Origin of the sequence: Pseudomonas sp. RIT-PI-o (genome assembly GCF_001297215.1) — a bacterium.
Classification (GTDB): domain Bacteria; phylum Pseudomonadota; class Gammaproteobacteria; order Pseudomonadales; family Pseudomonadaceae; genus Aquipseudomonas; species Aquipseudomonas moraviensis_A.
Window position 1 is genome coordinate 42,523 of sequence record NZ_LHPA01000020.1, and the last position, 23,454, is coordinate 65,976.

Here is a 23,454-nt window from a genome sequence, read left to right on the forward strand (position 1 = left end):
CATGCAGAGTCGACTCAGACCGACATTGAAACCGGCGCTCCGGGCCTTGCTGTTGTTGGGATTGTCGATGGACACCGCTCTCGCGGCGGTCGGCAATTGTTCGGCACTGCCGCGTCTGCCCTCGGTGATCGAGATCGGTGAAGGCTTCCAGCAGGACATGCAGTCACCCGTGGCGATCACCCGCCTGGCGGTCGGCGATCCGAAAATTGCCGACGTGCATGCCAACGGCGGTTCGTCCTTTTTGCTCACTGGCGTCGGCCCCGGCGCAACCAGCCTGATGGTCTGGACTGCCTGCTCGACGCAGCCACAGCAAGCCATGGTTTTCGTCCAGGGCGCAGCGACCACGGCGCTGACCAGCAGCGTGCCGTCCGACGATCCGACCCTGCCGTCGCAGGTGCAGACCGACATTCGTTTCGTCGAAGTCAGCCGCACCAAACTCAAGGAAGCCACCGCCTCGCTGATCGGCACCCGCGGCAATTTCCTGTTCGGCTCACCCGGCACACTGCCGCCGATTGACGGCGTGCCGCAGCCGCGCCTGCCGGTGGACAACTCGCTGTTCAATTTTTCCTGGGTCGGCGGCAAGACCATGGCGATCATCAACGCGCTGGAAACCAGCGGCTTCGCCTACACCCTGGCACGGCCAAGCCTGGTGGCGCTGAACGGGCAGAGCGCGAGTTTCCTTGCCGGTGGCGAAATTCCGATCCCGGTCCCCAGTTCCGGCAGCGACAGTGTGTCGATCGAGTACAAGGAATTCGGCATCCGCCTGACCCTGACGCCGACCATCATCGGCCGCGACCGCATCGCCTTGAAAGTCGCCCCAGAGGTCAGCGAACTGGATTTTGCCAACGCGGTGAACATCGCCGGCACCACCGTTCCGGCGCTGACCATTCGCCGCACTGACACCAGCGTGTCGCTGGGCGATGGCGAAAGTTTTGTCATCAGCGGTTTGATCAGCACCACCAACAGTTCACAGGTGAACAAGTTTCCGGGCCTTGGCGACATCCCCATATTGGGCGCATTTTTCAAGGGTTCGCAGATCAAACGCGAAGAGCGCGAATTGCTGATGATCGTCACCCCGCATCTGGTCCAGCCATTGGCGGCGGACGCGCGACTGCCGTCGTTGCCGGGGGAGAAACTGCGCAACTACGACCCGAATTTCTACCGCATGTTTTTCCTTGAGAACGGTAACTTCGACAAGCGCAGCGGGTTGTCGCAATGAACCAGAACCTCAGTCAGACCTTCCTCGCCATCACCCGCAACAGCACCGATCTGGAATGGCTGCAAAGCGCCCTCGCCCCGCTCGGCCAAGTGGTCAGCGCCGGTGCCGGCAGCCTCGATGAACTGCTCGCACTGGTCGATGTAACGTTCGCCAATCTGGTTTTCGTCGGCCTCGATCGCGAGCATGTCGTGGCGCAAAGTGCGCTGATCGAAGGTGCGCTGGAGGCCAAGCCAATGCTGGCGATCGTTGCCCTCGGCGACGGCATGGACAATCAGCTCGTACTCAATGCGATGCGCGCCGGTGCGCGGGATTTTGTCGCCTATGGCTCACGCTCCAGCGAAGTCGCCGGACTGGTACGGCGCCTGAGCAAACGCCTGCCGGCCGTCGCGCCCAACACCCAGCTCGGCGGGCTAACGGTGATGTACGGCGTGCAGAGCAGTTCCGACGGTGCCTTGCTCGCCAATCACATGGCCATGGTGGTGCAGAAGAGCGGCCAGCAAACCCTGTTGCTCGACCTCGGCCTGCCCCGTGGCGACAGCCTCGCGTTGTTGGGCCTGGAGAGCTCGTTTCACTTCGGCGATGCCCTGCGCCACCTGCGCCGTCTCGACGCCACGCTGATCGACAGTGCCTTCACCAGCGCCGACCACGGCCTGCGCATTCTCGCCTACGCCAATACTGACGAACCGCTGGAAACCACCAGTGCCGCCGAGCTGTACATGCTGCTCAGCGCCCTGCGTCAGCACTTCCAGCACATTGTCGTGAACCTCACCGGACAGGCCGACAGTGAAGCGTTGCGTACCTTTGTCAGCCATTGCGACAAGCTGCTCTGGTACACCGACCAGAACGTGCTCAATTGCCGACGCAACCTTGCCGTGCTCAACCAGTGGCGCGAGAAAGGCATGAAGCTCGAGCACGGGCGCTTGCTGATCGATCGCTACCTGAACAACGTTGCGCCGGAGGCCGAGACCCTGGGCAAGACCTTCAATCTGCAAGTCATCGCCGTGCTGGCCTTCAGCCCCGACGTGCGCCTGAACGCGAAAAACCAGGGCGTCAGCCTGTTCGAACTGGCGCCACGGGAAAAACTCACCCAGAGCCTGCGCACGCTCGGCGAACGCCTGGCGAAGCGTTCCGAAGGCCTGAGCAAACCGAAAGTCACCTGGTTCGACCGTCTGCGAGGCAGCTCATGAGCGCAGAAAAACTCTTTGGCGCGACGCCGCGCGGAGCGATCGGCAACAGCGATCACGAAGGCCTGAAACTGGTCCTGCACCGCTACATCATCGATGCCATCGAGGAGTCGGGGCAAAACCTGCTGGAAGGTTCGCGCCAGCAACTGGCGCAGTTCGTCACCGACAAGGTCGCCGAATACATCGCCCGTTTGCATCTGGCAATCTCGCGCTACGAGATGGAGCGTCTCGGCGAAGAAATCGTCGACGAGCTCACCGGTTTCGGCCCGCTGGAAGTCCTGCTGCGCGACCCGTCGGTGACGGAAATCCTGGTCAACGGCCCGCACCGGGTGTTCATCGAGCGCGACGGCGTCTTGCATCAGAGCGATCTGCGTTTTATCGATGCGCATCACGTCGAGCGGGTCATGCAGCGCATCCTTGCGCCACTCGGCCGACGCCTCGACGAGTCCTCGCCGATGGTCGATGCGCGCCTGCCCGATGGCAGCCGGGTCAACGCGATCATCCCGCCGATCGCCCTCGACGGCCCGTGCCTGTCGATCCGCAAGTTTCGCAAGGACATGCTCAAGAGCACCGATCTGATGGCGATGCAGACCATCGATCTGGCGATCTTCGAATTTCTGCAGAACGCCGTGGGCAAGCGCTGCAACATCCTCATCAGCGGCGGCACCGGCACCGGCAAGACCACGCTGCTGAACATCCTCAGCCAACTGATCAACCCCCACGAACGGCTGGTGACCATCGAAGACGTCGCCGAGCTGCAACTCGGCCATCCGCACGTGGTGCGCCTGGAAACCCGCCCGCCCAATGCCGAGGGCCACGGCGAGGTCAAGGCCAGCGACCTGATTCGCAACGCCCTGCGCATGCGTCCCGACCGGATCATTCTCGGCGAGATCCGGGGCGTCGAGGTGGTCGACGTGCTCACCGCCATGAACACCGGCCACGACGGCTCGATGAGCACCGTGCACGCCAACAATGCCCAGGACGCGCTGCTGCGACTGGAGACGCTGGTCGGGCTGACCGGACGCTCGATTGCCGAACGCACCCTGCGTCAGATGATCTGCGCCGCCCTCGACGTGATCATTCAGCTGACACGCATGCCCGATGGTCGACGCTGCGTCAGCGAAGTGGTGGAAGTGGTCGGTATTCGCGAGGACGTCTACGTCACCAACACCCTGTTCCGCCTCGACCGCCGCACCGGTTTCGGCTTTGTTCGCGAAGCGGTCAACCCGGCCGGCGACAAGCTGTGCCACGACGCTCACCCGGGCTGACGGCGAGGAGCACGCAGATGCTGGCACCGATCATTCTTATCGTCATTTGCCTGATGCTGCTCGGGCTGTCGATTTATCTGTTCCTGCAAGGCCTGCGCAAAACCGCGACAGAAAAAGTCCTCAACCGGCTCGCCGCCGGGCAACCGCAAAAGGCCGTGGAGCAGACGAAATGGGTGGGATTGGAACGCATGTTTCTGCGTGCCGGACTGGGTCGGCCGAGCGAGCGTTTCGGCCTGTGGCTGAGCCTGTGGGCGGCGGCCGTGGGTTTGGGATTTCTGCTCGCCAGCTGGGTCGGACTGGTGCTGATGCTGATCGCGCCGCCCGTGGCGTTGCGGCTGTACATCGCCATTCGCTACCGACGCCGAATCCGCCGGATGATCGAACAACTGCCGCAATTGCTTGACCATACGGTGCGCAGCCTGAAGTCAGGGCGCACCCTCAGCGATGCGGTGCTGGGCGGTATCGAAGCCAGCGAGGATCCGCTGAAAACCGCCATGGGCCGAGTGCAGCGTAACGTGCAACTGGGGGTGAATCTGCCTGATGCAGTGAGCGATTTTGCCGAACTCTACGAGCAGGACGAACTGCGCATGTTCGCCCTCGGCCTGAAGGTCAATCATCGCTACGGCGGCAACGCCAGTGAGCTGCTGGAGAACCTGATCAAACTGATCCGCGAGCGTGACCAGGGCGCTCGGCAGTTGCGCGCCCTGACCGGGGAAACGCGCATGACCGCTTGGGTGCTGGGTTTGCTGCCGTTGATTCTGGTGAGCTACTTCATGCTGACCAACCCCGGCTACATGCTTGGCATGTGGCACGACGAAAGCGGCCAGACCATGTTGCTCACTGCCGCCGCGTTGCAGGTGCTGGGCAGTCTGGCGCTGTGGCGCATGTTGCGGAGCGTTTGAGATGGTCTGGCTCGCGGCTTTGTTGTTGCTGCTCGGTTCGCTGTTATTGGTGGGCAATCACCTGCTCACCGAGCGCCGCCGCGTGCGTCAGGTGCATCAGCGCTTGCAGGGCCAGTTGGTGCGGGAGAACCGCTTCGGCCACTGGCTGCGTGCGCTGGGCAACAGCCGTTTCGGCCGGGGCTCGGTGAGCATCGACAGCGAAACCCAGACCCTGCTCGGCCGCCTCGGCTGGCGCCGCGCCAACGAACGCGCGCTCTTCGCCGCCTGCCAGATCGGCACGCCGCTGCTCGCCCTGGGGCTGGCGATCTTTCTGCAGGAAGTGTTCTTCCCACAGACCAGCCACCGCTGGATGGCGCCGATGTTCGCCGCTGGCGGCGGCTATCTGCTGCCCAAACGCCTGCTCGCCTACGCCGCCGCCCGCCGGCAGAAGACCATCGCCGTGGAAGTCTCCACGTTCATTCCCCTGCTGCGCATCCTCTTCGAATCCGGCATGGCGGTGGAACAAGCCCTGCGCGTGCTCAGCATCGAAGCGCAAAAACTGCTGCCGGAACTGACCAGCGAACTGCGCCTGATCCTCAACCGCGTCGACTCCGGTCTGGAGCTGGGTCAGGAGCTGAACAAGACCGCGGTGATGCTCGCGGTGGACGAATTCACCGACACCTGCGTGATCCTCCAGCAACTGATCCACCAGGGCGGCGGCGCGATGAAATCACTGCTGGCGCTCAAGCAATTACTGGATGACCGCCGCCTGACCCGGCTGCAGGAATACATCTCGAAAATGTCGGCGAAGATGTCGGTGGTGATGATGCTGTTTCTGTTTCCGGCCCTGCTGATCGTCCTGGCCGGCCCGGGCTTCACCGCCATTGCCCGCGCCTTCGCAAACTGACCTTGGCTCATGGAGAGCGTTTGATGAAAGTACTGATAGTCATGGCAAGCCTGTTGCTGCTCAGCGGTTGCGCCACGGACGGCCAGGCGCCGTGGACCTCGCTGCTGTCGCCGTCCAGCTGCAGCAAACTCACGTCGGAGCAGGAACTGTCGCTGAACCTCGCCGATGACCTGGCCAGCGACGGCAAGCTCCACGCCAGCCTGGCCAACCTGCAAAGCCTGCCGGACAACCTCAGCGAAGTGCGCCTGCGCAAAGCCAAAGTCTATCGCCTGCTCGGCCGCAGCGAAGCCGAGCCGCTCTACCGCAGCCTGCTCGGCGGCTGCCTCACCGCCCAGGCCGAACACGGCCTCGGCCAGGTCTACGCCGCCCGTGGCGACAATGGCCAGGCCCAGGCCCACCTGCAACGCGCCGCACGCCTGGCACCCACCGACGAGAAAATCCGCAACGACCTCGGCGTCGTCTACCTCAACCAACTGCGCCTCAACGAAGCGAAATTCGAATTCCTCACCGCCATCGAATTGAGCCAGAACAATCAACTGGCGACGCTGAACATGGTCACCCTGCTGCTCTACCAGAACGACTGGCCACAAGCCGCCGAAATCGTCAGCCGCTCGAAACTGACCCCGGAGCAATTTTCCGAAGCGCAGCAACGGGCGGAAAAACTCAAAGCGCCAACCCACGCCAAAGCCACACCCGGCGACCGCGTCGCCGCCTTCATCGACCCGCTACCGCCGACGCTCAAGTAAGGAGACGGCCATGAACATCCGCAAAGGCCTGTGCTACCTGCCCCTGCTCACCCTGCCCCTCAGCGCGCACGCCATCGACGCAGGCCCCGCTTCAGCGCAGCAGCAGGAAACCGAAGGCTGGCTGGTCCTGCAAAGCCGCAACAAAGCTGCCTCACCCAAACCCCAAAGCGCCACCGCCACCGAACGCGAATTGGCGATGCAGCGCTGGCTGAAGAAATACCAGTACGAGATTCCGGATTTTTACGATCCGGATGCGGGCGGGAAGATTGAGAGCAAGAATTAGTTTGGTGGTGACCTTGAGGGCCCCTTCGCGAGCAGGCTCGCTCCCACAGTCGACCGTGTGCTTGCTGTGGGAGCGAGCCTGCTCGCGAAGAACGATAACGCGGTTTCAGGTCTGCGGATCAACCCGATCCAGCGCTCGATTCACCGCCAGCTCGGCCAGCATGACAATCTGCTGAATCGCCAACGCCGTGCTGCGCTGAAAACCACTCAACTCACCAGCGAAATTGCTCGCCATAGCACTCGCCGACGCCAGCGACTCACAGGCATGCGCCAACAGGCTTTCGGTATCGACATTGGGCACCACCATGAACAGCGTGCTGGGCGGGTGTGGTTTTGCGGGTTCGGGACAGAGGTAGAAATCGAGCGCGCGTTTTATCGCTTCGCGGTTTTTCACAAGATCGTCGGCGCGCAGGGCGTCTTCGAGTGGCGTGGTGGGGGACGGGGGTGGGTCTGGGATCAGTTTGTCCATTGAAACGGCTCTCCAAAATCTGCGGTGCGACCCAATGCCATTCTCACGGGGCAAAAGGTGGCAACTGTATGCGGGGTGAGAATACCGGTTATGGACACCCGGCCAGACCGAAGTCTGCCCGCACACAGCCGCCATGACGCATTGCAGACAGCGGACAAGCTGGCGGCGATTATGCGTGCACAGATACTGGATGACCATAAGTAGCAGGGTTCTCACACCCGATCGCCGAAGGTTCGACGACAGGCAGAGACTAGTGGCCTGACGTCCGACGGACAACCTGAAAACCTTGTGGGAAGGTTCTGGTTATCTCGCGTCAGATTTAAACGACTTCAAGTTATCGGCGGACCCACTGGCCTCATTGCGAGCAGGCTCGCTCCCACAGAACAGCAAAAGCAAAGCAAAAGCAAAAGCAAAATCAAAAGATCGCAGCCTTCGGCAGCTCCTACAGTTAGATCGCGTAAGACTCAAAAACAGGTCGGCTGTCAGGCCGCCTTCGCGAGCAGGCTCACTCCTACAGAACAGCAACAGCAACAGCAAAATCAAAAGATCGCAGCCTTCGGCAGCTCCTACAGTTGGATCGCGTAAGACTCAAAAACAGGTCGGCTGTCAGGCCGCCTTCGCGAGCAGGCTCGCTCCCACAGAAAGCAAAAGCAGCGCAGCTGCCCGCGGCGAAGCCGCACCACTCAACAATGAGCGCAAGCTCGAGTAGATTTTGATCTTGGAGCCCGTCGGCAGGCTGAGTGGAGGGATTGATCCGGGCGTGGGAGCGCAGCGACCGTCTGGCGCAGCCAGACACAGCGGAAGGAGGTGCAGCGAAGCAAACCGGAGCCGCTGCGCCAGGATCGATCCCGCAGCGAAGGAACCCCGAGCCCCAGCGAGGGGCCGAACGTCAGGGCGAAGACCTTTTGGTTACTTTTGGGGCGTTTGCCAAAAGTGACCCGCTGTAAGAGCGGAACCATAAGAAGCCGTTACCGCAGCAACGGATATTCACCGATTAATGAGCCGTAACGCGCTGCCGCCCCGCCGAACTGCCAGGCGAAAGCGCCAAAGCCAACTGCGTCCGATTATGCATATGCGTCAAACGCAACACCTGCGACACATACAGCTTCACCGTGTTCTCGGTGATCCCCAACTCACAGGCAATCTGATAATTGGTCTGCCCCTTGCCCACCAACCGCGCCACATCCAACTGCCGCGGCGACAACTGACTGAACACCGCCGGCATCTCGCCAGACTCAGGCTCACCCTCACTCACCACCGGCGCGGGCGAGCGCCGCACCTTGTCCAGATCCTGATAAAGGTCATCAATCGACTCGGACAAAAACTGCAACTTCTGATTCAGATGCCCCAGATGCAGATTCTTCTGCCGCTCCTGCAAAGCCAGCTCCTGACGCTGTACGCCTTCGAGCAACTCGGCCAGTTCAATCGGCTTCTGATAGTAATCGGCAATCCCCGCGCGCAGCGCCTTGATCACATCCTGCTTGTCGGCGCGCCCGGTGAGCATGATCGCCTCGAATACCCGATGCTTGCCGGCCAGGCGCTGCAACGCCTGGATCAACTCGATGCCATCCATGTCCGGCATGTGCAAATCGCTCAGCACCAGACCGATGTCCGGGTCCGCCCTGAACAGCTCGATGGCTTCAAGACTCGAATCGCACGGCACGCAACGGTAGCCACTGCTCTCAAGAAACTCACACAGTTCTTCGACGATCAGCGGCTGATCATCGACCACGAGGATTTTTACCGCATTAGGCTTGTTCACGAACCACTCCATTGCTCGGGCCAACGCTGACGATTCCTGCACTTTGGTGGCGTATTCGCCTGAATTGAAAGTAGACCCACTTTCCGACTATGTACATAGGACTAGTGGCACCCCGCAATCAGGTGATCCAGTACAACGAAAACACTACGCCTACCCACACGAACGGCGCAAATGGCAGCTTTTTTGACTTGTCAGGGGCCAGATGGCGCAAAAGCTCCGTAAGCCCTTGACCCATAAGAGGCCAGACTTTTGGCGCGAGCAGCAGCCACAACACGCTGGCCACGCCCGCGCCAATAAACGCGCCGAGAACAAAGATGCCGTTCGTCGCAAGACCCAGGGCTGTCATTAATTTCACATCGCCGGCGCCCATGCGGCCCAGGAAATAACCGGGCAATGTCAGCAGCAAAGCGATCAGACACGCCCAGCCGCCCTGCCCCGCATCGGCGCCCAGCCAGGTGCTGCCGGTCGCCAGCAACCAGACCAGCGCCAGCGCGCCCACACCCAACGTCAGTACGTTGGAAATTCGCCGTTGCCGGACATCCTGCGCGGCGCAGAGGGCCAGCCAGATCAGAACCAGAGAAATCTGCATCCGCTAAAAGCCGTCCGTTTTGGCTGAATGATTCTATGCTGATACTACGCAGTGACTGTCAGGGTAGACGCACGCATGAAAAACGGCTTCCGCAGGTCGCAAAAAGGTGCGGTGGCGATCGAATTCGCCTTGGTGTTCATCATCTTTTTCGCGGTGTTTTATGGGTTGGTCAGCTACGGCTTGCCCTTCGTGATGATGCAATCGTTCAACCAGGCCACCGCCGAAGCCGTACGCCGCAGTGTCGCGGTGGACCCGACCACGCCGAACTATTCGACGGTGGTGGTCAACACCGCCAATGCCGCGCTGACCCAACAACTGCAATGGCTGCCCTCGGCCCTGAATCTGGTGGTCGGGGTCGACACCAGCTCAGCGTACGACACGGGTACCGGCACCCTGACCGTCAGCGTCAATTACCCGGTGAGCAAGCTCAATCAGATCATGCCGTTTCTGGTACTGCCGGGCATTGGCACGGTGCCCAATCTGCCCACGCACCTGACCGCCCGCTCGAGCCTGCAATTTTGACTGCCGGCGATAAGCTCTTCGGGCGTTTGCTCAAGCGTGCGCCCAGCGCTGTCCTTGAGCTGCCGGACCGCCTCGGCGCACCGCCCACCGGGCTGCATCTGTATTTGAATGGCGACGGCGAGGTGTTGCAGATCGCCGGCCCGCTGCGGCATTTGCTCGCCCAGCACAAACTCAACGACCAACCGTTGCCGCTCAGCGCTTATCTGCTGCCGCATAGCCTGCTGACCATCGAAGGTCAGCCGCGGGACTGGCACGGGCAATTGCTCGATCTCGACTTTCCCGGCCTGAATGATCAGCCGCTGCACTTGCGCGGCTGGGTGCAACCATTGGGTGACGGCTGGCTGCTGCAACTGCTCGACATCGCCGACCTGCTGCTCGAACGTCAGCAATCGCGCGACCGCGACGCCTGCCAGACCCTCGCCGCGCAGGTCAGCGATCATCTGCGCACCTGCAGCCTCACGCGTCTGCCGACGGCGCTCGGCGAACAATTGCAGGCGATCGCTCAGCGCTGGCACATCCCCTGTCTGGCGGTGGCTTTACTCGATGAACAGGCCCACGGCTGGCAGATTCATCAACAGTTTCGTGGCCACGACGCTCCACAATTGTGGGAGGACGGCCAGTCATTGGGCACGCCGCTGGACAGCCTCAACGGCAGCGCGCCGCAACGCCTCGCGGGCCAGCAGGGCCGTTATGAGCACTCGCGATTGCAGGCCACCTTCGGCAACGCCAACGGTTTCGCCGTGCCCTACAGCAATGATCAAGGCGTGGTCGCGTGGCTGCTTTGCGGGTTTTACACGGTCGACAACGTGGCACCATGGCTGACCGATCGCGACTGGCTGTCCCTGGCCGGCGCACTGGCCGGGCCGTTGCTCAGCCGCTTGCGCGAGCAGCGCCATGTGCAATCGATGGAGCGTCTCGATTCCCTGCAACACCTGCTCGGTACCGGCTGGTGGGAAATCAGTGCCGACGGGCAGATTGCACTGGCGCCGTCACTGGCCTCGGCACTGGGCCTCAGCGACCGCACGCTGGCGGTGGAAGACTGGCTGCGGCTGTTCCATCCCGCCGACCGCGACGAGTTGCGCAGCCGTTTGCACGCCCTGCAATTGCAAGGAGAAGCGCTGACCCTGAGCGTGCGCCTGCACCGCGCGGATGTCGGCGCAACCGCGACGTGGTACCGGATTCAGGGTCAGGTCAGCGGCACGGGTGAGCATCGGCGTCTGGTCGGGTTCATGCTCGATATCAGCGATATCCAGAATCAACAACAGCGCGCCGCTGCCGCCCATGCGCGGCTGGACAATCTGATCGCCAGCTCGCCAGCGGTGATCTATGTGCAGCGTTATGAAGAAGGCGCGCTGATCCCGGCGTTTTTCAGCGCCAGCCTGCAACCCTTGCTCGGCTGGACACTGGAAGACTGCGACGCGGCAGCGCTGGTCGAGCGCGTGCATCCCGATGACCGCGAACTGTATTTCCAGCGCAACCGCCAGTTGCTGCGCGAAGGCTCGGTGCGTGCGCGTTATCGCCTGCGTGACAGCCGTGGCGACTATCACTGGCTGCTCGATGAAGCAAAATTGCTGCGCAACGATCTCGGTCTGCCGGTCGAGGCAGTGGGCCTGTGGCTGGATGTCACCGACGCGACGCTTGCCGCCGAGCAGGTCCGCCAGAGCGAAGAGCGCTACCGGATTCTGGTCGAGGACTCGCCGGCAATGATCTGCCGTTATCGCCCTGACCTGACGCTGACTTTTGGCAACCGACCGTTGGCGACTTATCTGGAATGCACCCCGGAACAACTGCCCGGGGTAGATCTGGGCGGCTGGATGTCCGAGGAACAGCGCGGCGCTTTTGTGCAGCGCCTGAGCCAACTGACCCCGGAACAACCGGTGAGCACCGCGGAAATCAGCCTGCAATTGCCCGGACGCGAACACGCCTGGTGGGTCTGGTCGGATCGTGGCGTGTTCGACGAGCACGGCCAGTTGATTGAAGTGCAAGCCGTGGGCCGCGACAACACCGAGGTGCGCCGCTCGCAACAGCAACTTACGCAAAGCGCGAAGATGGCCACCCTCGGCGAAATGGCCACCGGCCTCGCCCACGAGATCAATCAGCCGCTGAACGTGATGCGCATGGCCATCGTCAACGTGCTCAAGCGCCTCGGCAACGGTGATGTTCAGGTCGATTACCTGACCGACAAACTCAACCGCATTGACGCCCAGGTGCAACGCGCGGCGAAAGTGGTCGACCACATGCGCGTCTTCGGTCGGCGCTCGGAAATCGAGCAGCAATTGTTTAATCCGGCGCAAGCGATCGAGGGCACGCTGTCACTGCTGGCCGAGGGCATGCGCGGTAAAGGTGTCGACCTGCGCATCAGCGAGACCGGTTTCGAGGCGCAGGTGCGCGGCTACGTCGATCAGCTGGAACAGGTGCTGATCAACCTGATGGTCAACGCCCGCGACGCGCTGCTCGGCAAACGCGACAGCGACTCAGCGTTCAAGCCATGGATTTCGATCTACGCCGAACGTGACGAAGAAAGCGTGCGCTTGTGGGTCGAGGATAACGGCGGCGGCATCGATCCGCGTTTGCTGGAGCGGATCTTCGAGCCGTTTTTCACCACCAAACCGATCGGCGTCGGCACAGGCCTGGGCTTGTCGGTGAGCTACGGCATCATCGCCAACATGGGCGGCCAACTGAGCGTGCGCAACTCGGCAGAAGGCGCGCGGTTCTGCATCGAACTGCCGATCGCCACGGACGATCAGATCACCAGATAGGCTTTGCCGGTCTGCCCGCAGGTCATGTTGGCGCCTACCTCGGTGTTCATCAGATTGATACCCAGGCCTTTGATCAGATTGTTCAGCAACGGGTCGAGCAAGGGGCTGATCAACCCGGTGACCACCGGCAACAAGCGGTTGGTGACATCGCTGATCAATGAGGCGACGCCCGTGACAATGGCGCCCAGCGGATTGCTGCCGACGGGTTTGTAGACGATCAGGTTGATCCCGGACAGGGTGTTCGCCAGGCTGCCGACGATGTTGCTGGTCGGCGCGGCGGGCAGCAGACTCGGCGGCAGTTTGAGATTGGCGGGCGTGGCGAAGGGCGTGGTACTGGAGAACAGCAGGTTCTGCGTGGTTTGCGCGACGCTGGCGTCGAGTTTGAGGGCGATGCCGCCAGCGCCGTACTGGACGTGGGAGGCGGCATCGCAACTGCCGATGCCGAGAATCCTGTGGCAGGTGATGATGCCGAGATCGACCAGCGGCAACGGCGCCACCGTTGGTTCGGCGACTGAAGAGAACGCTGCGACGGGATCGATCTTGCCGAGCTTGAGATCGGCCAGAGAGGTCGTGGTGGTGGCGGTCAGGCTTTTGCTGCCGGTGTCGCCGGTCGGGCAACGGTAATCGCTGACATAGCTTTTCGCACCGCCGGCATCCAGGGCGATATCGATTTGCGGCGAGGGCAGCAGTTTTGGATCGAGCTGTTGGCAACCGGCGCCCAACAGGCAGAGCACTGAGTTGAGCGTGTCCACCAGGTTCAGGCTCAGCAAGGCATTGAGTGTCGGCGTCAACGTACCGACCAGGCCGAGGACTGCATTGGTCAACCCGGTCACGCCGTTCAGCACCGGCAAATTCACCGACAACAGCGTGCGAACCTGCGCAGTGCGCACATAAATCCGCTCCGGTCCCAGCGGGTCGGCCTTGGCCCGCGCCGGGTCGCCAATCGCCGAGAACTGCGGCGGCTCGATCACCTTCACCCGCACCGTGACACCGGCCAGCCCCGGCACATTGACCGGCAAGGTCGCCGCCACCGCGCTCTTGCTGTTGGCCAGTTGCACCACGCCCTGCACCAGTTGCAGCAACTGCAGATTGGCATCCAGTCCCGCCGCCGTGGTGCCGGTCTGCAGTTGCAGGATCTCGCCGAGTCTGACCGGCGCCGCGTTGATCGCGGCGACCTGCAACTGCCCCAGCGCGGTGACCACTTGCGCGGTCGCGCCGTTGAGTTGCACCACCGTCGCCGCTGCCTGAATCAACTGTGTCACGGTCGCTTGGGTGTTGAGCAACTGCGCGTAGTTGCCGGCACCGACGTTGAGGTTGATCGCCAGTTGATCGAGGTATTTGAGCAGATTGATGTCGGTGTGCAGCAGACCGTCCCAGCCCACTGCCGTGAGGTTGACGTTGCCGCCGAGCAGCCCGGAAAACAGCGGATTGAGGATGTTCGACTGCGCCGTGTCGATGCTGGCGAGGGTGCTGCGAATATTCAGTTGGGCGATGGTCGGCTGGGGTTTGGCGGCCACTGCCGACGCGTTGAGCGTGGTGTTGAGGCTGACCGGCGTGGCGCTGAACAGCGCCTGTACACCGCCGGCAAAACTGCTGGTGACTGTGCGGCTGGCGACGACTTTGACTGCGGTGGATTGCGTAGCATCCACGGTGAAACTGCGCACACCGCTGGCAGCGGTGGCCAGGGTGCCGCAGGTGGTGGCGAGGGTGTTATTCGCATCGACGAGGTAGCCATTGCGCAGCGCACTTTGCCCGGCGTAACTGGCGGCCGTCAGCCCGGGCAGGCAATCACCGTTGCGACTGACCGCTTCGAGGGCGGCGGTATCCACCACCCGCTGCAGTTTGCGCTGTTCCATGTACAGGCGACCGCTGTCGACCACCAGCAACATCATCACCAGCGCCAGACTCAGGGTGGCGGCCGCCATCAAACCGATCGCCCCGCGTTGCCGGGCCGGGCCGTTGCATTGCGATCCTCGCGACATGGCGCACTCCTGTGCCGGCGCAGTGCCGAGCGCTACCTCCGTTAATGAAAAAGAGTGTAGACGCGGTCGGTCGAGAGTGCTGGCGTCACGTCCCCTGTAGGAGTGAGCCTGCTCGCGATAGCGGTGTGTCAGTCACCGGCCAGGAACCAGACATACCGCTATCGCGAGCAGGCTCACTCCTACAGGGCTGTGCCGGTTTCAGGAAATAATCAACGCGGTGGATAGTTGGCCAGAATCCTTGCGACGGTCTCGCGAATGGCATTGCTGCGATCGGCCGGATTCGGGCGGCTGCTGAGCATTTGTTCATCGCTGCCGCGCCACACCAGTTTGCCGTCCTTGCCGTCGAGCAGGTCGATCTGAATGGTCGCGACCTTGTAGGTGATGTTGCGCGTTTCGTTGTACATCGGCGCGCCCCAGTAGCCGTTCCACGGACCGCCCCAACCGCCGCCGTAATTGGTCGTCACCTGCTGCTGCCGATCCTCGACGATCAGGTAGGTCTGCACATTCAGATCACCCTTGCCGCCGCCAGCGGCCGGGCGCAAACCGCGCTGATCGAGTTGATCGGACACCGCCTGGCGGATGCGCTGTTCGGTCAGATCACTCTTGATGCGCGGGTCATCGGGACGATATTGCAGGGCCGGATCTTTCCAGCTCCAACTGCGATACGCGGCAAAGTCGCGGCTGGCGTCGAAGTCGTGATTGACCTGGTTGGCAGCGCAGGCGCTGAGCAGCGCGGCAAAAGCGAGTAGAGCGAGACGGCGGAACATGATTTTCTCCGGGTGAAGACATGAACCTGCTGACACGAAGTCAGCTGGGAGGATACGCCGCCATGGCTTTTTCCACAGCCTCGCGAATCGCATCGGCGCGTTCGATCTGATTGCCCTGGGTGCCGGTTTCGGCGCTGGCGCTCCACACCGGTTGACCATTGCCGGCATCGAACAGATCGACCCGCACCACCACGACCTGCTCCTGATAAGTGCGCACGATCGGAACGGAGTTGTACATGCCGTAACCGCGACCATACCGATCATAGCCGCCGTAACCGCCGTAGTAGCCGTAATCGTCGCGGACCTGTCGCAATCGGGTTTCCAGATGAAGATCGGCGCTGACCAGCAGGTCGGCCGGGCGGTTGTCGCGCATCGGCCGCAAGCCGCGCTGGTCGAGGGCGTTGCTGACCGCCTCGGCCACCTGCGCCGAGTCGGCCCACGCCGTGCCCGGTGGCAACTGGCCGTTGAGCCAGGCCCAGTTGCGGTAGCGCCCGTAATCACGCGGCGGCGCCGGGTAGGCGCTACGGTCGAAAGTAGTGGCGGCTTGCGGCGGCGCCGGCGGCAAGGGCCGCGACTGCGCCACGTAGGGGTTGCTGCCCTGACAGGCGGCCAACCCCAGACACATCAGCAATAACCCGCATTGAGCTTTCATGTCGCGCTCCGCTCAGATCGGCCGGCAGATCCAGTGCAAGTAACGCCCAAGCCCGGCGAAGCCTGGGTGACGACGGTGCGCGAGTTCCATTTCCAGCAAATCCGCCAGTTCGGCGCGGGCCTGGAATTCCACCGGCATGTAATCGTGAAATACCCGTACGCCGCTCTGACTTTCGACCTGCCACATTCCGCCGAGTTGCGTCGCCAATTCCCGTGGGTCGAGAGGCTGTTGCGGCGTCAGGCTCTGCTTTTCGCCGGCCATGACGTTCTTGCGCATCTTCTTGAAATGGCCTTTGAGCAGATTGCGATAAATCAGTGCATCACGGTTGTAAAACGCCAGCGACAGCCAGCCGCCGGGCTTGGTCAACTGGTGCAGCACCGGCAGGATCGCATGGGGCTCGGCGAGCCATTCCAGCACGGCGTGGCAGATCACCAGATCATAGGGTTCGGTGAGCTGACCGGGGAGTGCCTGCCACGGCGCCTGAATGAACGTCGCGCTTTGTCCGGCTTCGGCAAACCGCTGGCGCGCACCTTCGAGCATCGGTTCGGCCGGCTCGGTGAAGGTGACGTCATGGCCGCGCTCGGCCAGCCACAGCGACATGTGCCCCAAGCCCCCGCCGATATCGAGCACCCGCAGCGGACGATCCGGCAAAGCCTCGCTCAGGTCGGCCTGCAACACGGCGAGACGAATCGCGCCTTTGGCGCCGCCGTAGATTTTTTCGGCGAAGCGCGTGGCCAACTGATCGAAATGACGGTCGCTCATCAGTTGAACCGCCGTTCGCTGTCGGCAAGCTTGGCGCGCACCACTTCATTCATGTCCAGGCCCAGCTCGCTGCACAGCAGCAACAGATACAGGACGATATCGCCGACTTCCTGCCCGGCATGGGCGAGTTTGTCCGCCGGCAACTGGCGCGACTGGTCTTCTGTCAGCCACTGGAAGATTTCCACCAGCTCGGCCATTTCCACGCTGGCGGCCATGGCGAGGTTTTTCGGGCTGTGAAATTGCCGCCAGTCATTGCGGTCGCGAATGGCGTGCAGGCGTTCGGTCAGTTCAACAAGGTTCATCGGGCTCTCCTGAAGACGCATAGCTTCGGGGGGATAGGTGCTTAAGGCAAGCGCAAAACCTGTAGGAGTGAGCCTGCTCGCGATTGCGGTGTTTCAGTTAATAATGATGCTGGATGTAACGACCTCATCGCGAGCAGGCTCACTCCTACAGAGGACGTGCAAACGCTCTATAGTTGCAGGGAACTCGGCCGCCCTCGGCGTGGCCCAAGGCTCAGCTCTTTCATCAGGGATGCAGACATGCGTGTAGAAAGCTTTTTCGAATGGCTCGGCCAGGCACTCGGTTCGGTCATCCGCTTCATCGTCGATGGCCTCAGCGGTCTGTTCAACATGCTCAGCAACGCTGGCGGCAATTTTGTCGATGGCCTGGCGCAGACGCTGGGGATGGACACCTCGATCATCAGCATCATCGCGCTGATCGTTGGCCTGATGCTCTTGTGGTCGGCGATTAGGGCGTTCATGAACGCGTCGATCATTGCCGGGATCATCTGGTTGCTGCTCGGGTTGTGGTTGTTGAGCTGGATCATCCATTAACCCACCGCCCCCTGTAGGAGTGAGCCTGCTCGCGATCGCGGTATGTCATTCGAAGCTTGTGTGACTGAACGGGCGCTATCGCGAGCAGGCTCACTCCTACAGTAAATTGCGTTAATCGCTACAATCCCCGCTCCCCCAAGGAGCCTGCATGTCCTCTCTGATTACCGACTGGCGCGACCGCCCGACTCACCGCAAGGTCTGGGCGCTCGCCGCGCCGATGATCCTCTCCAATATTTCCGTGCCGCTGGTGGCGCTGGTCGACAGCACTGTCGTTGGCCACCTGCCGCATGCCCATCAGTTGGGCGCGGTGGCGGTCGGCGCCAGCCTGTACACGTTTCTGGCCTGGGCGATGGGTTTTCTGCGCATGGGCACCACCGGTTTTGCCGCACAGGCTGCCGGGCGCAGCGATGGCGCGGCGTTGCGGCAGATTCTCCTGCAGGGTCTGTTGCTGACGATGGGGCTGGCGATCGTGCTCGGCTGTCTTGGTGTGCCGCTCAGCGGCGTTGCGCTGCACTTCATGCAGCCATCGGCGGAACTGGAGCTACTGACCCGGGAGTTTTTCCACACGCGCCTGTTCGGCCTGCCCGCAGCGCTGGCAACCTACGCGCTGGTCGGCTGGTTCCTCGGCACGCAGAACGCGCGGGCGCCGTTGGCGATTCTGTTGAGCACCAACCTGATCAACATCGTTCTCAATCTGTGGTTTGTCATCGGTCTGGAATGGGGCGTGGTCGGCTCTGCCCGCGCTTCGGTGATCGCCGAATGGAGCGGCGCCCTCCTCGGCCTGTGGCTGACGCGCACAGCGTTGCGCGCCTATCCGGGGCAGATCATCTGGTCGGCGCTGAAAGTCTGGCAGAGCTGGCGCCCGCTGCTGGCGGTCAACCGTGACATCTTCATCCGCAGCCTCGCCCTGCAATCGGTGTTTTTCCTGATCACCGTGCAAGGCGCGCGGCTCGGCGATGCGACGGTGGCCGCCAATGCGCTGTTGCTCAACGGCCTGCTGCTGACGGCTCATGCCCTGGACGGTCTGGCCCACGCCGTCGAAGCCTTGTGCGGCCATGCCATCGGCGCGCGGGATCGACTGGCACTGCGCCGTTCGCTGGTGGTGGCCGGCGGCTGGTCACTGATCGCCAGCCTTGGCTTCGCTGCGCTGTTTCTGCTCGCCGGACACCTGTTCATCGAAATGCAGACCGATATCCAGAGCGTGCGCGACACTGCTTTCGTCTACCTGCCCTACCTCGCCGTGCTGCCGTTGATAGCGGTCTGGAGTTACCTGCTCGACGGGCTGTTCATCGGCGCCACCCGCGCCCGGGAAATGCGCAACGGCATGCTGCTGACGGTGCTGCTGTTGCTGCCCTTCGCCTGGTTCTTGCAGGACCTGGGCAATCACGGCCTGTGGATATCTTTCCTGCTGTTCATGGTCTTGCGCAGCGTGACCCTTGGCGCGCAAGCCCTGTGGCTGAAACGCAGCGATGGCTGGTTCAGCGGCAAGGCTCACTGAGCAAAACAGTCAGCCCGCCGCACCCCACTGACGACGCAGATGATCGAGCCGCTCCTGCTGCGTCAGCCCCGCCGGCGGCGCAACCAGCGCGGCGCGTGGATGCAGCAGACGCAACCACAGCCAGCCGTCGAGCACGGCACGATCGCTGAAACCCAGCGCCAGACCTTGTTGCACATGCACAGAGATCGTCTGGTAATCGGCGCTCAGGGACTGGCACCAGCGCCAGATATGCTGCTCCAAAAGGCAGGTTTGCAGGCGTTCACGCTGGCGCCGGGTCAGACTTTCCTCGATGCCCAACGGTTCGACGAGCAGACCGGGATTACGCAATTGCTGCCAGCCCTGACTGCCGATGGCGCGGTCGGCCCACGTACCGCCAAACCAGCGCAGGTAGCGGATCGGCCCGAGCCAGCGACTCAGTTGCGCGGCGTCGCAGGCGTCGAAGAAATAGCTCGCGGTCTGACGGTTGTAATAGCTGAGCAAGGCCCGATGATTCAGACCGAACGAAACCGTGAGCATGCGCTGCAAATGGCTCAGCAACTGCTGCGCGGGTATTTCGCAGCTCAGCAGCAGGCCGCGCCAAGTGTCCGGATCGTGCAGACATAACGCCGTCAATCCCGGGCTGTTGCGCAAATCGACGAGGACCGGGCCATGCTCACTGACCGGTTGAAACTCAGTGCCGTCAAACAATCGGTGACGTTGCACATCGGCAAACCCCTGGCGCAAAGTTCGCAGGGCACGTGACGCGTCCGGAGTATCGAGCAACAGCCAGTGCGCCACAGGCTCAAGCGCCGCGCCGCTCATCTTGCGCTGCTCTGGTCGAGCGCAGTGAGCAACCGGCAGCTGCATACGGATTCAGCGCAATGGTTGAAACTCCCCCCACCCGGCAGCAGACACAGCAGCAGCAACGGTTCGCCGGACTGTAGCAATTGCTGCAATCCATCACTGACCAGCAGTTCCGGCAGCGGTGACGGAGCATCGTCCTCAACCGCATCCTCTGGCAGCACCGAGGGCTTAAGAACGCCAGTGACCATCGGCTGATCAGGATCGCCTTCAAGAAAACTCACCACCACCTCCACGCCATCGGCCAACGCTGCCGAAGGCAAATCGCTCAGGGTTGGCGCGAGGGGCAGCCAGCAATGGCTCGGCGCTGCGCCCTCGCCCTGATAGAGCCAGTCGAATTGCACCGCGACGGGCCGCGAGCGATCAGGTTGCGCTTCGTCGACCGACACTACCCAAGCGCGCTGCAGGCTGTGCATGCGTTGTTTGGGCGGCATCGCGGCGGCCGCAGAGACTGGCACCCGCGCGGCCGCGAACAGGCGATTGCTGTAGGCCGGTTCGAGAGACTGATCGGCGCGGTGCTCGATGCGGGTCAGCAACCAGGGGCGATTGCATTCGATGAAAGGATGGTCGTCCAGCGGCAGCCACTGACCGCTGCGCAGGGCGGGCAAATCGCTGTGTCCTTCGGCATAGGGTCCTCGCTGGCTGGCCTGGGAATCGTCTTGCAGTCGCCATTGGCGGACGGCTGGCGCAACGCCCCGGTGGTCATGCTCAGCCTGATAGTGCGCGACATCGGCCTGCGGCAACCGCGTCGGATCGTCGCCGAACACCAGGCAATGCCGGTCGCGGAGATGCTCGAAGTGATAGTGAATGCGGGCCTGTGCGCACAAGCGCTGGAGCAGTTGCAGATCGGATTCGCGGTACTGGGTGCAGAAGGTGCGGGCCGGGTAGTCGCTGTGCAGGTCGAAACGCCGTTGCAGGCCGACGATGCCATGTTCGCGCAGCACCTGTTCGATGATCTGCGGCACAGAGCGGCCGCTGAAAATGCGCTGGCTCAAGCGCAGGTCGAGGCAATCGAGCCTCGGCCCCAGGCGCACTCGGCTCAAGCGCAGACCATGGCTGTGCTCATGCTGGACAAGGCTGTGCAACTGTCCGTGCACGCCTTGGCCGGGCGGGCCGAAACACAGGTAGGCCGAACGGTGCAGCAGGCCGGCGAGATCCAGATGCGGATCGTCGATTACCACATCGATCTCGAAGGCGAAGGGTTCGCTGAGCGCTTCCCTTCCGGTAAAGGCGAGAACTTCGAAGGGGTCGGACAGGCCCGCTACATCGAGACGAAACGACGGCTCGTTGACTGGATCGAACATGGGCGGATCTCTACAGGAGGGGCGGCCGGGGATTCTCGCCGAGAGGCTTGGCCGAGTAGAGAGGCGAAGTACAACTTAGGAAATGACCTACGCGAAAAGCAGACCAGAAGAGTTTGCTGACCTAAGTAGCACAGGTTTTCCTGAAAAAATCAGGAGATGTCCCACCGGGTTATCCGAATTTTCCACAGCTTGCGGAAAAAAATCGGACAACCCGGTCGGAACGCTATCGGGTCTCAGGAAGACAGATAGGACGAGCGGGTCAGGCCCAGACGCAAAGCATCGAGGAACTGCGTGCGCTCGCTGGCGCTGATGCGGGCACTGGCGCACTTGTCACGGTAATGAGTCATCAGTTCTTCCGGCGACAAGTGCACGTACCGCAGCATGTCTTCGATGGTGTCGTGGGTCTCGATGCCCGCGTGGTATACGCTGCCATCGGCGTTCTGATAGATGTTCACCGAGTCGGTGTCACCGAACAGGTTGTGCATGTCGCCGAGGATTTCCTGGTAGGCGCCGACCAGGAACACGCCCAGCAGGTAATCTTCGCCTTCGTTCAACGCATGCACCGGCAGGCTGGTTTCAATGCTCTGCTCGTCGACGTACTGGTTGATCTTGCCATCGGAGTCGCAGGTCAGATCCTGCAGCACCGCCCGGCGCAGCGGCTCTTCGTCGAGACGGTGCAGCGGGATGATCGGCAACACCTGATCGATCGCCCAGGTGTCCGGCAGGCTCTGGAATACCGAGAAGTTGCAGATGTACTTGTCGGCCAGCTTGTCGTTGAGTTCGTCGAGCACCTGACGGTGCGAACGCTGACGCGCCTTCAACGAGTTGTGCAGGCGCCGGCAAACAGCGAAATAGCATTGTTCCGCCAAGGCCTTTTCCGCCAGGGTCAGCTTGCCATCGGCGTACTGCGCGGCCACGTCGCTCATGTAGTGCGTAGCGCGCCAGTAGGTTTCGGTGACCATTTCGATGTCGGTCGGGCCGAGCAGGTCCACCAGCCACTGCACGGTTTCCGGCAGGCTTTCCTTGTTTTCGATCAGCGGGATTTCGTCGTTGTGTTTCTCGACGTCGGTCACCTGCACCACCAGCATTGCGTGGTGTGCAGTCAGCGAACGGCCGCTTTCCGAGAAGATGTGCGGATGCGGCAGGCTCTGCGCGTCGCAGAATTCCTTGAGCATGCCGACCACGACGCCGGCGTAATCGTCCATGTCGTAGTTGATCGAACTGGCGTTGCGCGAGTGGGTGCCGTCGTAGTCGACACCAAGGCCACCGCCGACGTCGATGTGATCGACCGGCAGACCGAGGTTGCGCAGTTCGCCGTAGTAACGAATCGCTTCCTTGAAGCCGTGCTGGTAGTCCGCGAGGTTGGCGATCTGCGAGCCCATGTGGAAGTGCAGCAGGCGAATGCCCTGATCCAGACCGGCGCCACGGAAGCGCTCGACCACCGACAGCAACTGCGCCGCCGACAGACCGAATTTGGATTTCTCGCCACCGGTGTCCGCCCATTTCGACGAGGCCAGCGACGACAGGCGCACGCGCAGACCCACCTGCGGCTTGACCTTCAGCGAGGCCGCTTCTTCGATCACCAGACCGACTTCGGATTCTTTTTCGATGACGATGAACACGTTGTGGCCGAGCTTCTGGCCCATCAGCGCCAGACGGATGAACTCGCGGTCCTTGTAACCGTTGCAGACGATCGTGCCGCCCTTCGGCGCCAGCGCCAGCACGGCCAGCAGCTCAGGCTTGGAGCCGGCTTCCAGACCGATGGAGACGTTCTGGGTGGCGATGATGTTCTCGATCACCGCTTCCTGCTGGTTGACCTTGATCGGGTACAGCGCGGTGTACTTGCTCTGGTATTCCAGGCGTTCGATATTCGAATCGAAGGCTCCGGTCAATTGACGGACACGGTCTTGCAGGATGTCGGGGAAACGTACCAGCAACGGCAAGGACAAACCGCTCTTGCGCAGTTGGTCGACTTGTTCGAACAGATCGATGGGCGAGCTGCTCGGGCCGTTCGGACGTACTTCGACGCGACCGGCTTCATTGATCGCGAAATACCCGGCCCCCCAATGGCGAATCCCGTAAACGCTGCGGCTGTCCGCAACTGTCCATTGGCTGCCATCGTCTTTACGTGTGCGTCGTACGGACATCGAAGTCCCCTATAAAGAAGTCAGAGTGCGTCGCCTGAAGTGCAGGCCGGCGCAGTCTAAAGAATGAAAATGACGGTTCGT

General features: G+C 62.2%; 22 protein-coding genes. 11 read left to right on the top strand and 11 right to left on the bottom strand.

All coding sequences use genetic code 11. The features are described 5' to 3' along the window. Position 1 precedes the first annotated feature (1 nt). From AEQ63_RS09035 to AEQ63_RS09065, 7 genes are read left to right on the top strand one after another with little or no spacing between them, the layout of a single operon-like run. Positions 2-1,219 carry a type II and III secretion system protein family protein gene (locus AEQ63_RS09035; protein WP_064362948.1) on the top strand — a complete coding sequence of 406 codons (1,218 nt, stop codon included), beginning with the start codon at positions 2-4 and terminating at the stop codon, positions 1,217-1,219. Beyond that, on the top strand, positions 1,216-2,406 hold the full coding sequence (locus AEQ63_RS09040; RefSeq protein WP_064362951.1) for a pilus assembly protein: 1,191 nt from the start codon (positions 1,216-1,218) through the stop codon (positions 2,404-2,406). The genes AEQ63_RS09035 and AEQ63_RS09040 overlap by 4 nt, the downstream gene beginning before the upstream one ends. After that, complete coding sequence (locus AEQ63_RS09045) at positions 2,403-3,671, top strand: CpaF family protein (protein WP_064362952.1); 1,269 nt, start codon at positions 2,403-2,405, stop codon at positions 3,669-3,671. The genes AEQ63_RS09040 and AEQ63_RS09045 overlap by 4 nt, the downstream gene beginning before the upstream one ends. Before the next feature lie 17 nt (positions 3,672-3,688). Beyond that, on the top strand, positions 3,689-4,573 hold the full coding sequence (locus AEQ63_RS09050; RefSeq protein ID WP_064362954.1) for a type II secretion system F family protein: 885 nt from the start codon (positions 3,689-3,691) through the stop codon (positions 4,571-4,573). Position 4,574: 1 nt separating this feature from the next. Then, positions 4,575-5,459, top strand: a complete 885-nt coding sequence (locus tag AEQ63_RS09055; protein WP_064362956.1) for a type II secretion system F family protein — start codon at positions 4,575-4,577, stop codon at positions 5,457-5,459. A gap of 23 nt (positions 5,460-5,482) precedes the next feature. Further along, positions 5,483-6,205 (top strand): tetratricopeptide repeat protein, encoded by a 723-nt coding sequence (locus AEQ63_RS09060; protein ID WP_064362957.1) that lies wholly within the window; start codon positions 5,483-5,485, stop codon positions 6,203-6,205. A gap of 10 nt (positions 6,206-6,215) precedes the next feature. Next, positions 6,216-6,488, top strand: a complete 273-nt coding sequence (locus AEQ63_RS09065; protein ID WP_064362959.1) for a DUF3613 domain-containing protein — start codon at positions 6,216-6,218, stop codon at positions 6,486-6,488. 105 nt (positions 6,489-6,593) lie between these two features. Here the strand turns inward: AEQ63_RS09065 and AEQ63_RS09070 are convergent, their stop codons facing one another. The 3 genes from AEQ63_RS09070 to AEQ63_RS09080 all read right to left on the bottom strand — a co-directional run bounded on the left by AEQ63_RS09070 (position 6,594) and on the right by AEQ63_RS09080 (position 9,307). Further along, positions 6,594-6,956, bottom strand: coding sequence for a DUF6124 family protein (locus AEQ63_RS09070; RefSeq protein ID WP_064362961.1), 363 nt, complete (start codon positions 6,954-6,956; stop codon positions 6,594-6,596). Between the two features lie 994 nt (positions 6,957-7,950). Continuing rightward, a complete protein-coding gene (locus AEQ63_RS09075) occupies positions 7,951-8,718 on the bottom strand; it encodes a response regulator transcription factor (protein WP_064363405.1) in 768 nt (255 codons plus the stop codon). 118 nt (positions 8,719-8,836) lie between these two features. Then, a complete protein-coding gene (locus AEQ63_RS09080) occupies positions 8,837-9,307 on the bottom strand; it encodes an A24 family peptidase (RefSeq protein ID WP_064362963.1) in 471 nt (156 codons plus the stop codon). 75 nt (positions 9,308-9,382) lie between these two features. Between AEQ63_RS09080 and AEQ63_RS09085 the strand changes: the two genes are divergently transcribed. Next, complete coding sequence (locus tag AEQ63_RS09085) at positions 9,383-9,829, top strand: TadE/TadG family type IV pilus assembly protein (protein ID WP_042608889.1); 447 nt, start codon at positions 9,383-9,385, stop codon at positions 9,827-9,829. Beyond that, complete coding sequence (locus tag AEQ63_RS09090) at positions 9,826-12,588, top strand: PAS domain-containing sensor histidine kinase (protein ID WP_064362964.1); 2,763 nt, start codon at positions 9,826-9,828, stop codon at positions 12,586-12,588. Before AEQ63_RS09085 ends, AEQ63_RS09090 begins: the two co-directional genes overlap by 4 nt. On the opposite strand, the gene AEQ63_RS09095 is transcribed toward AEQ63_RS09090, so the two are convergent. The 5 genes from AEQ63_RS09095 to AEQ63_RS09115 form a co-directional block, all read right to left on the bottom strand. Then, positions 12,573-14,570: a pilus assembly protein TadG-related protein gene (locus AEQ63_RS09095; protein ID WP_064362967.1), complete on the bottom strand. Its 1,998-nt coding sequence runs from the start codon at positions 14,568-14,570 to the stop codon at positions 12,573-12,575. The two genes, AEQ63_RS09090 and AEQ63_RS09095, sit on opposite strands and share 16 nt — an antisense overlap. Before the next feature lie 209 nt (positions 14,571-14,779). Continuing rightward, on the bottom strand, positions 14,780-15,337 hold the full coding sequence (locus AEQ63_RS09100) for a DUF4136 domain-containing protein (protein WP_042608892.1): 558 nt from the start codon (positions 15,335-15,337) through the stop codon (positions 14,780-14,782). A 40-nt stretch (positions 15,338-15,377) separates the two neighbouring features. Then, the gene (locus AEQ63_RS09105) at positions 15,378-15,989 is read right to left on the bottom strand and encodes a DUF4136 domain-containing protein (RefSeq protein ID WP_064362969.1); all 612 of its coding nucleotides are present in this window, start codon (positions 15,987-15,989) and stop codon (positions 15,378-15,380) included. Positions 15,990-16,001: 12 nt separating this feature from the next. Further along, a complete protein-coding gene (locus AEQ63_RS09110; RefSeq protein ID WP_064362971.1) occupies positions 16,002-16,751 on the bottom strand; it encodes a methyltransferase in 750 nt (249 codons plus the stop codon). Then, entirely contained in the window at positions 16,751-17,053 is a 303-nt protein-coding gene (locus AEQ63_RS09115; protein WP_064362974.1) for a MazG-like family protein, read from the bottom strand. Before AEQ63_RS09115 ends, AEQ63_RS09110 begins: the two co-directional genes overlap by 1 nt. A gap of 237 nt (positions 17,054-17,290) precedes the next feature. Here AEQ63_RS09115 and AEQ63_RS09120 point away from each other — a divergent pair, with 237 nt between their 5' ends. Together AEQ63_RS09120 and AEQ63_RS09125 are read left to right on the top strand one after the other, a co-directional pair. Beyond that, entirely contained in the window at positions 17,291-17,584 is a 294-nt protein-coding gene (locus AEQ63_RS09120) for a hypothetical protein (RefSeq protein WP_039757018.1), read from the top strand. A gap of 148 nt (positions 17,585-17,732) precedes the next feature. Further along, positions 17,733-19,082 (top strand): MATE family efflux transporter, encoded by a 1,350-nt coding sequence (locus AEQ63_RS09125; protein WP_064362976.1) that lies wholly within the window; start codon positions 17,733-17,735, stop codon positions 19,080-19,082. A gap of 9 nt (positions 19,083-19,091) precedes the next feature. Here the strand turns inward: AEQ63_RS09125 and AEQ63_RS09130 are convergent, their stop codons facing one another. The 3 genes from AEQ63_RS09130 to speA form a co-directional block, all read right to left on the bottom strand. Continuing rightward, on the bottom strand, positions 19,092-19,883 hold the full coding sequence (locus AEQ63_RS09130; RefSeq protein ID WP_064362978.1) for a DUF4123 domain-containing protein: 792 nt from the start codon (positions 19,881-19,883) through the stop codon (positions 19,092-19,094). Then, on the bottom strand, positions 19,880-21,226 hold the full coding sequence (locus AEQ63_RS09135) for a type VI secretion system Vgr family protein (protein WP_064362979.1): 1,347 nt from the start codon (positions 21,224-21,226) through the stop codon (positions 19,880-19,882). Before AEQ63_RS09135 ends, AEQ63_RS09130 begins: the two co-directional genes overlap by 4 nt. A gap of 233 nt (positions 21,227-21,459) precedes the next feature. Then, positions 21,460-23,373, bottom strand: a complete 1,914-nt coding sequence (gene speA / locus AEQ63_RS09140; protein WP_016771856.1) for an arginine decarboxylase — start codon at positions 23,371-23,373, stop codon at positions 21,460-21,462. Positions 23,374-23,454 lie beyond the last annotated feature (81 nt).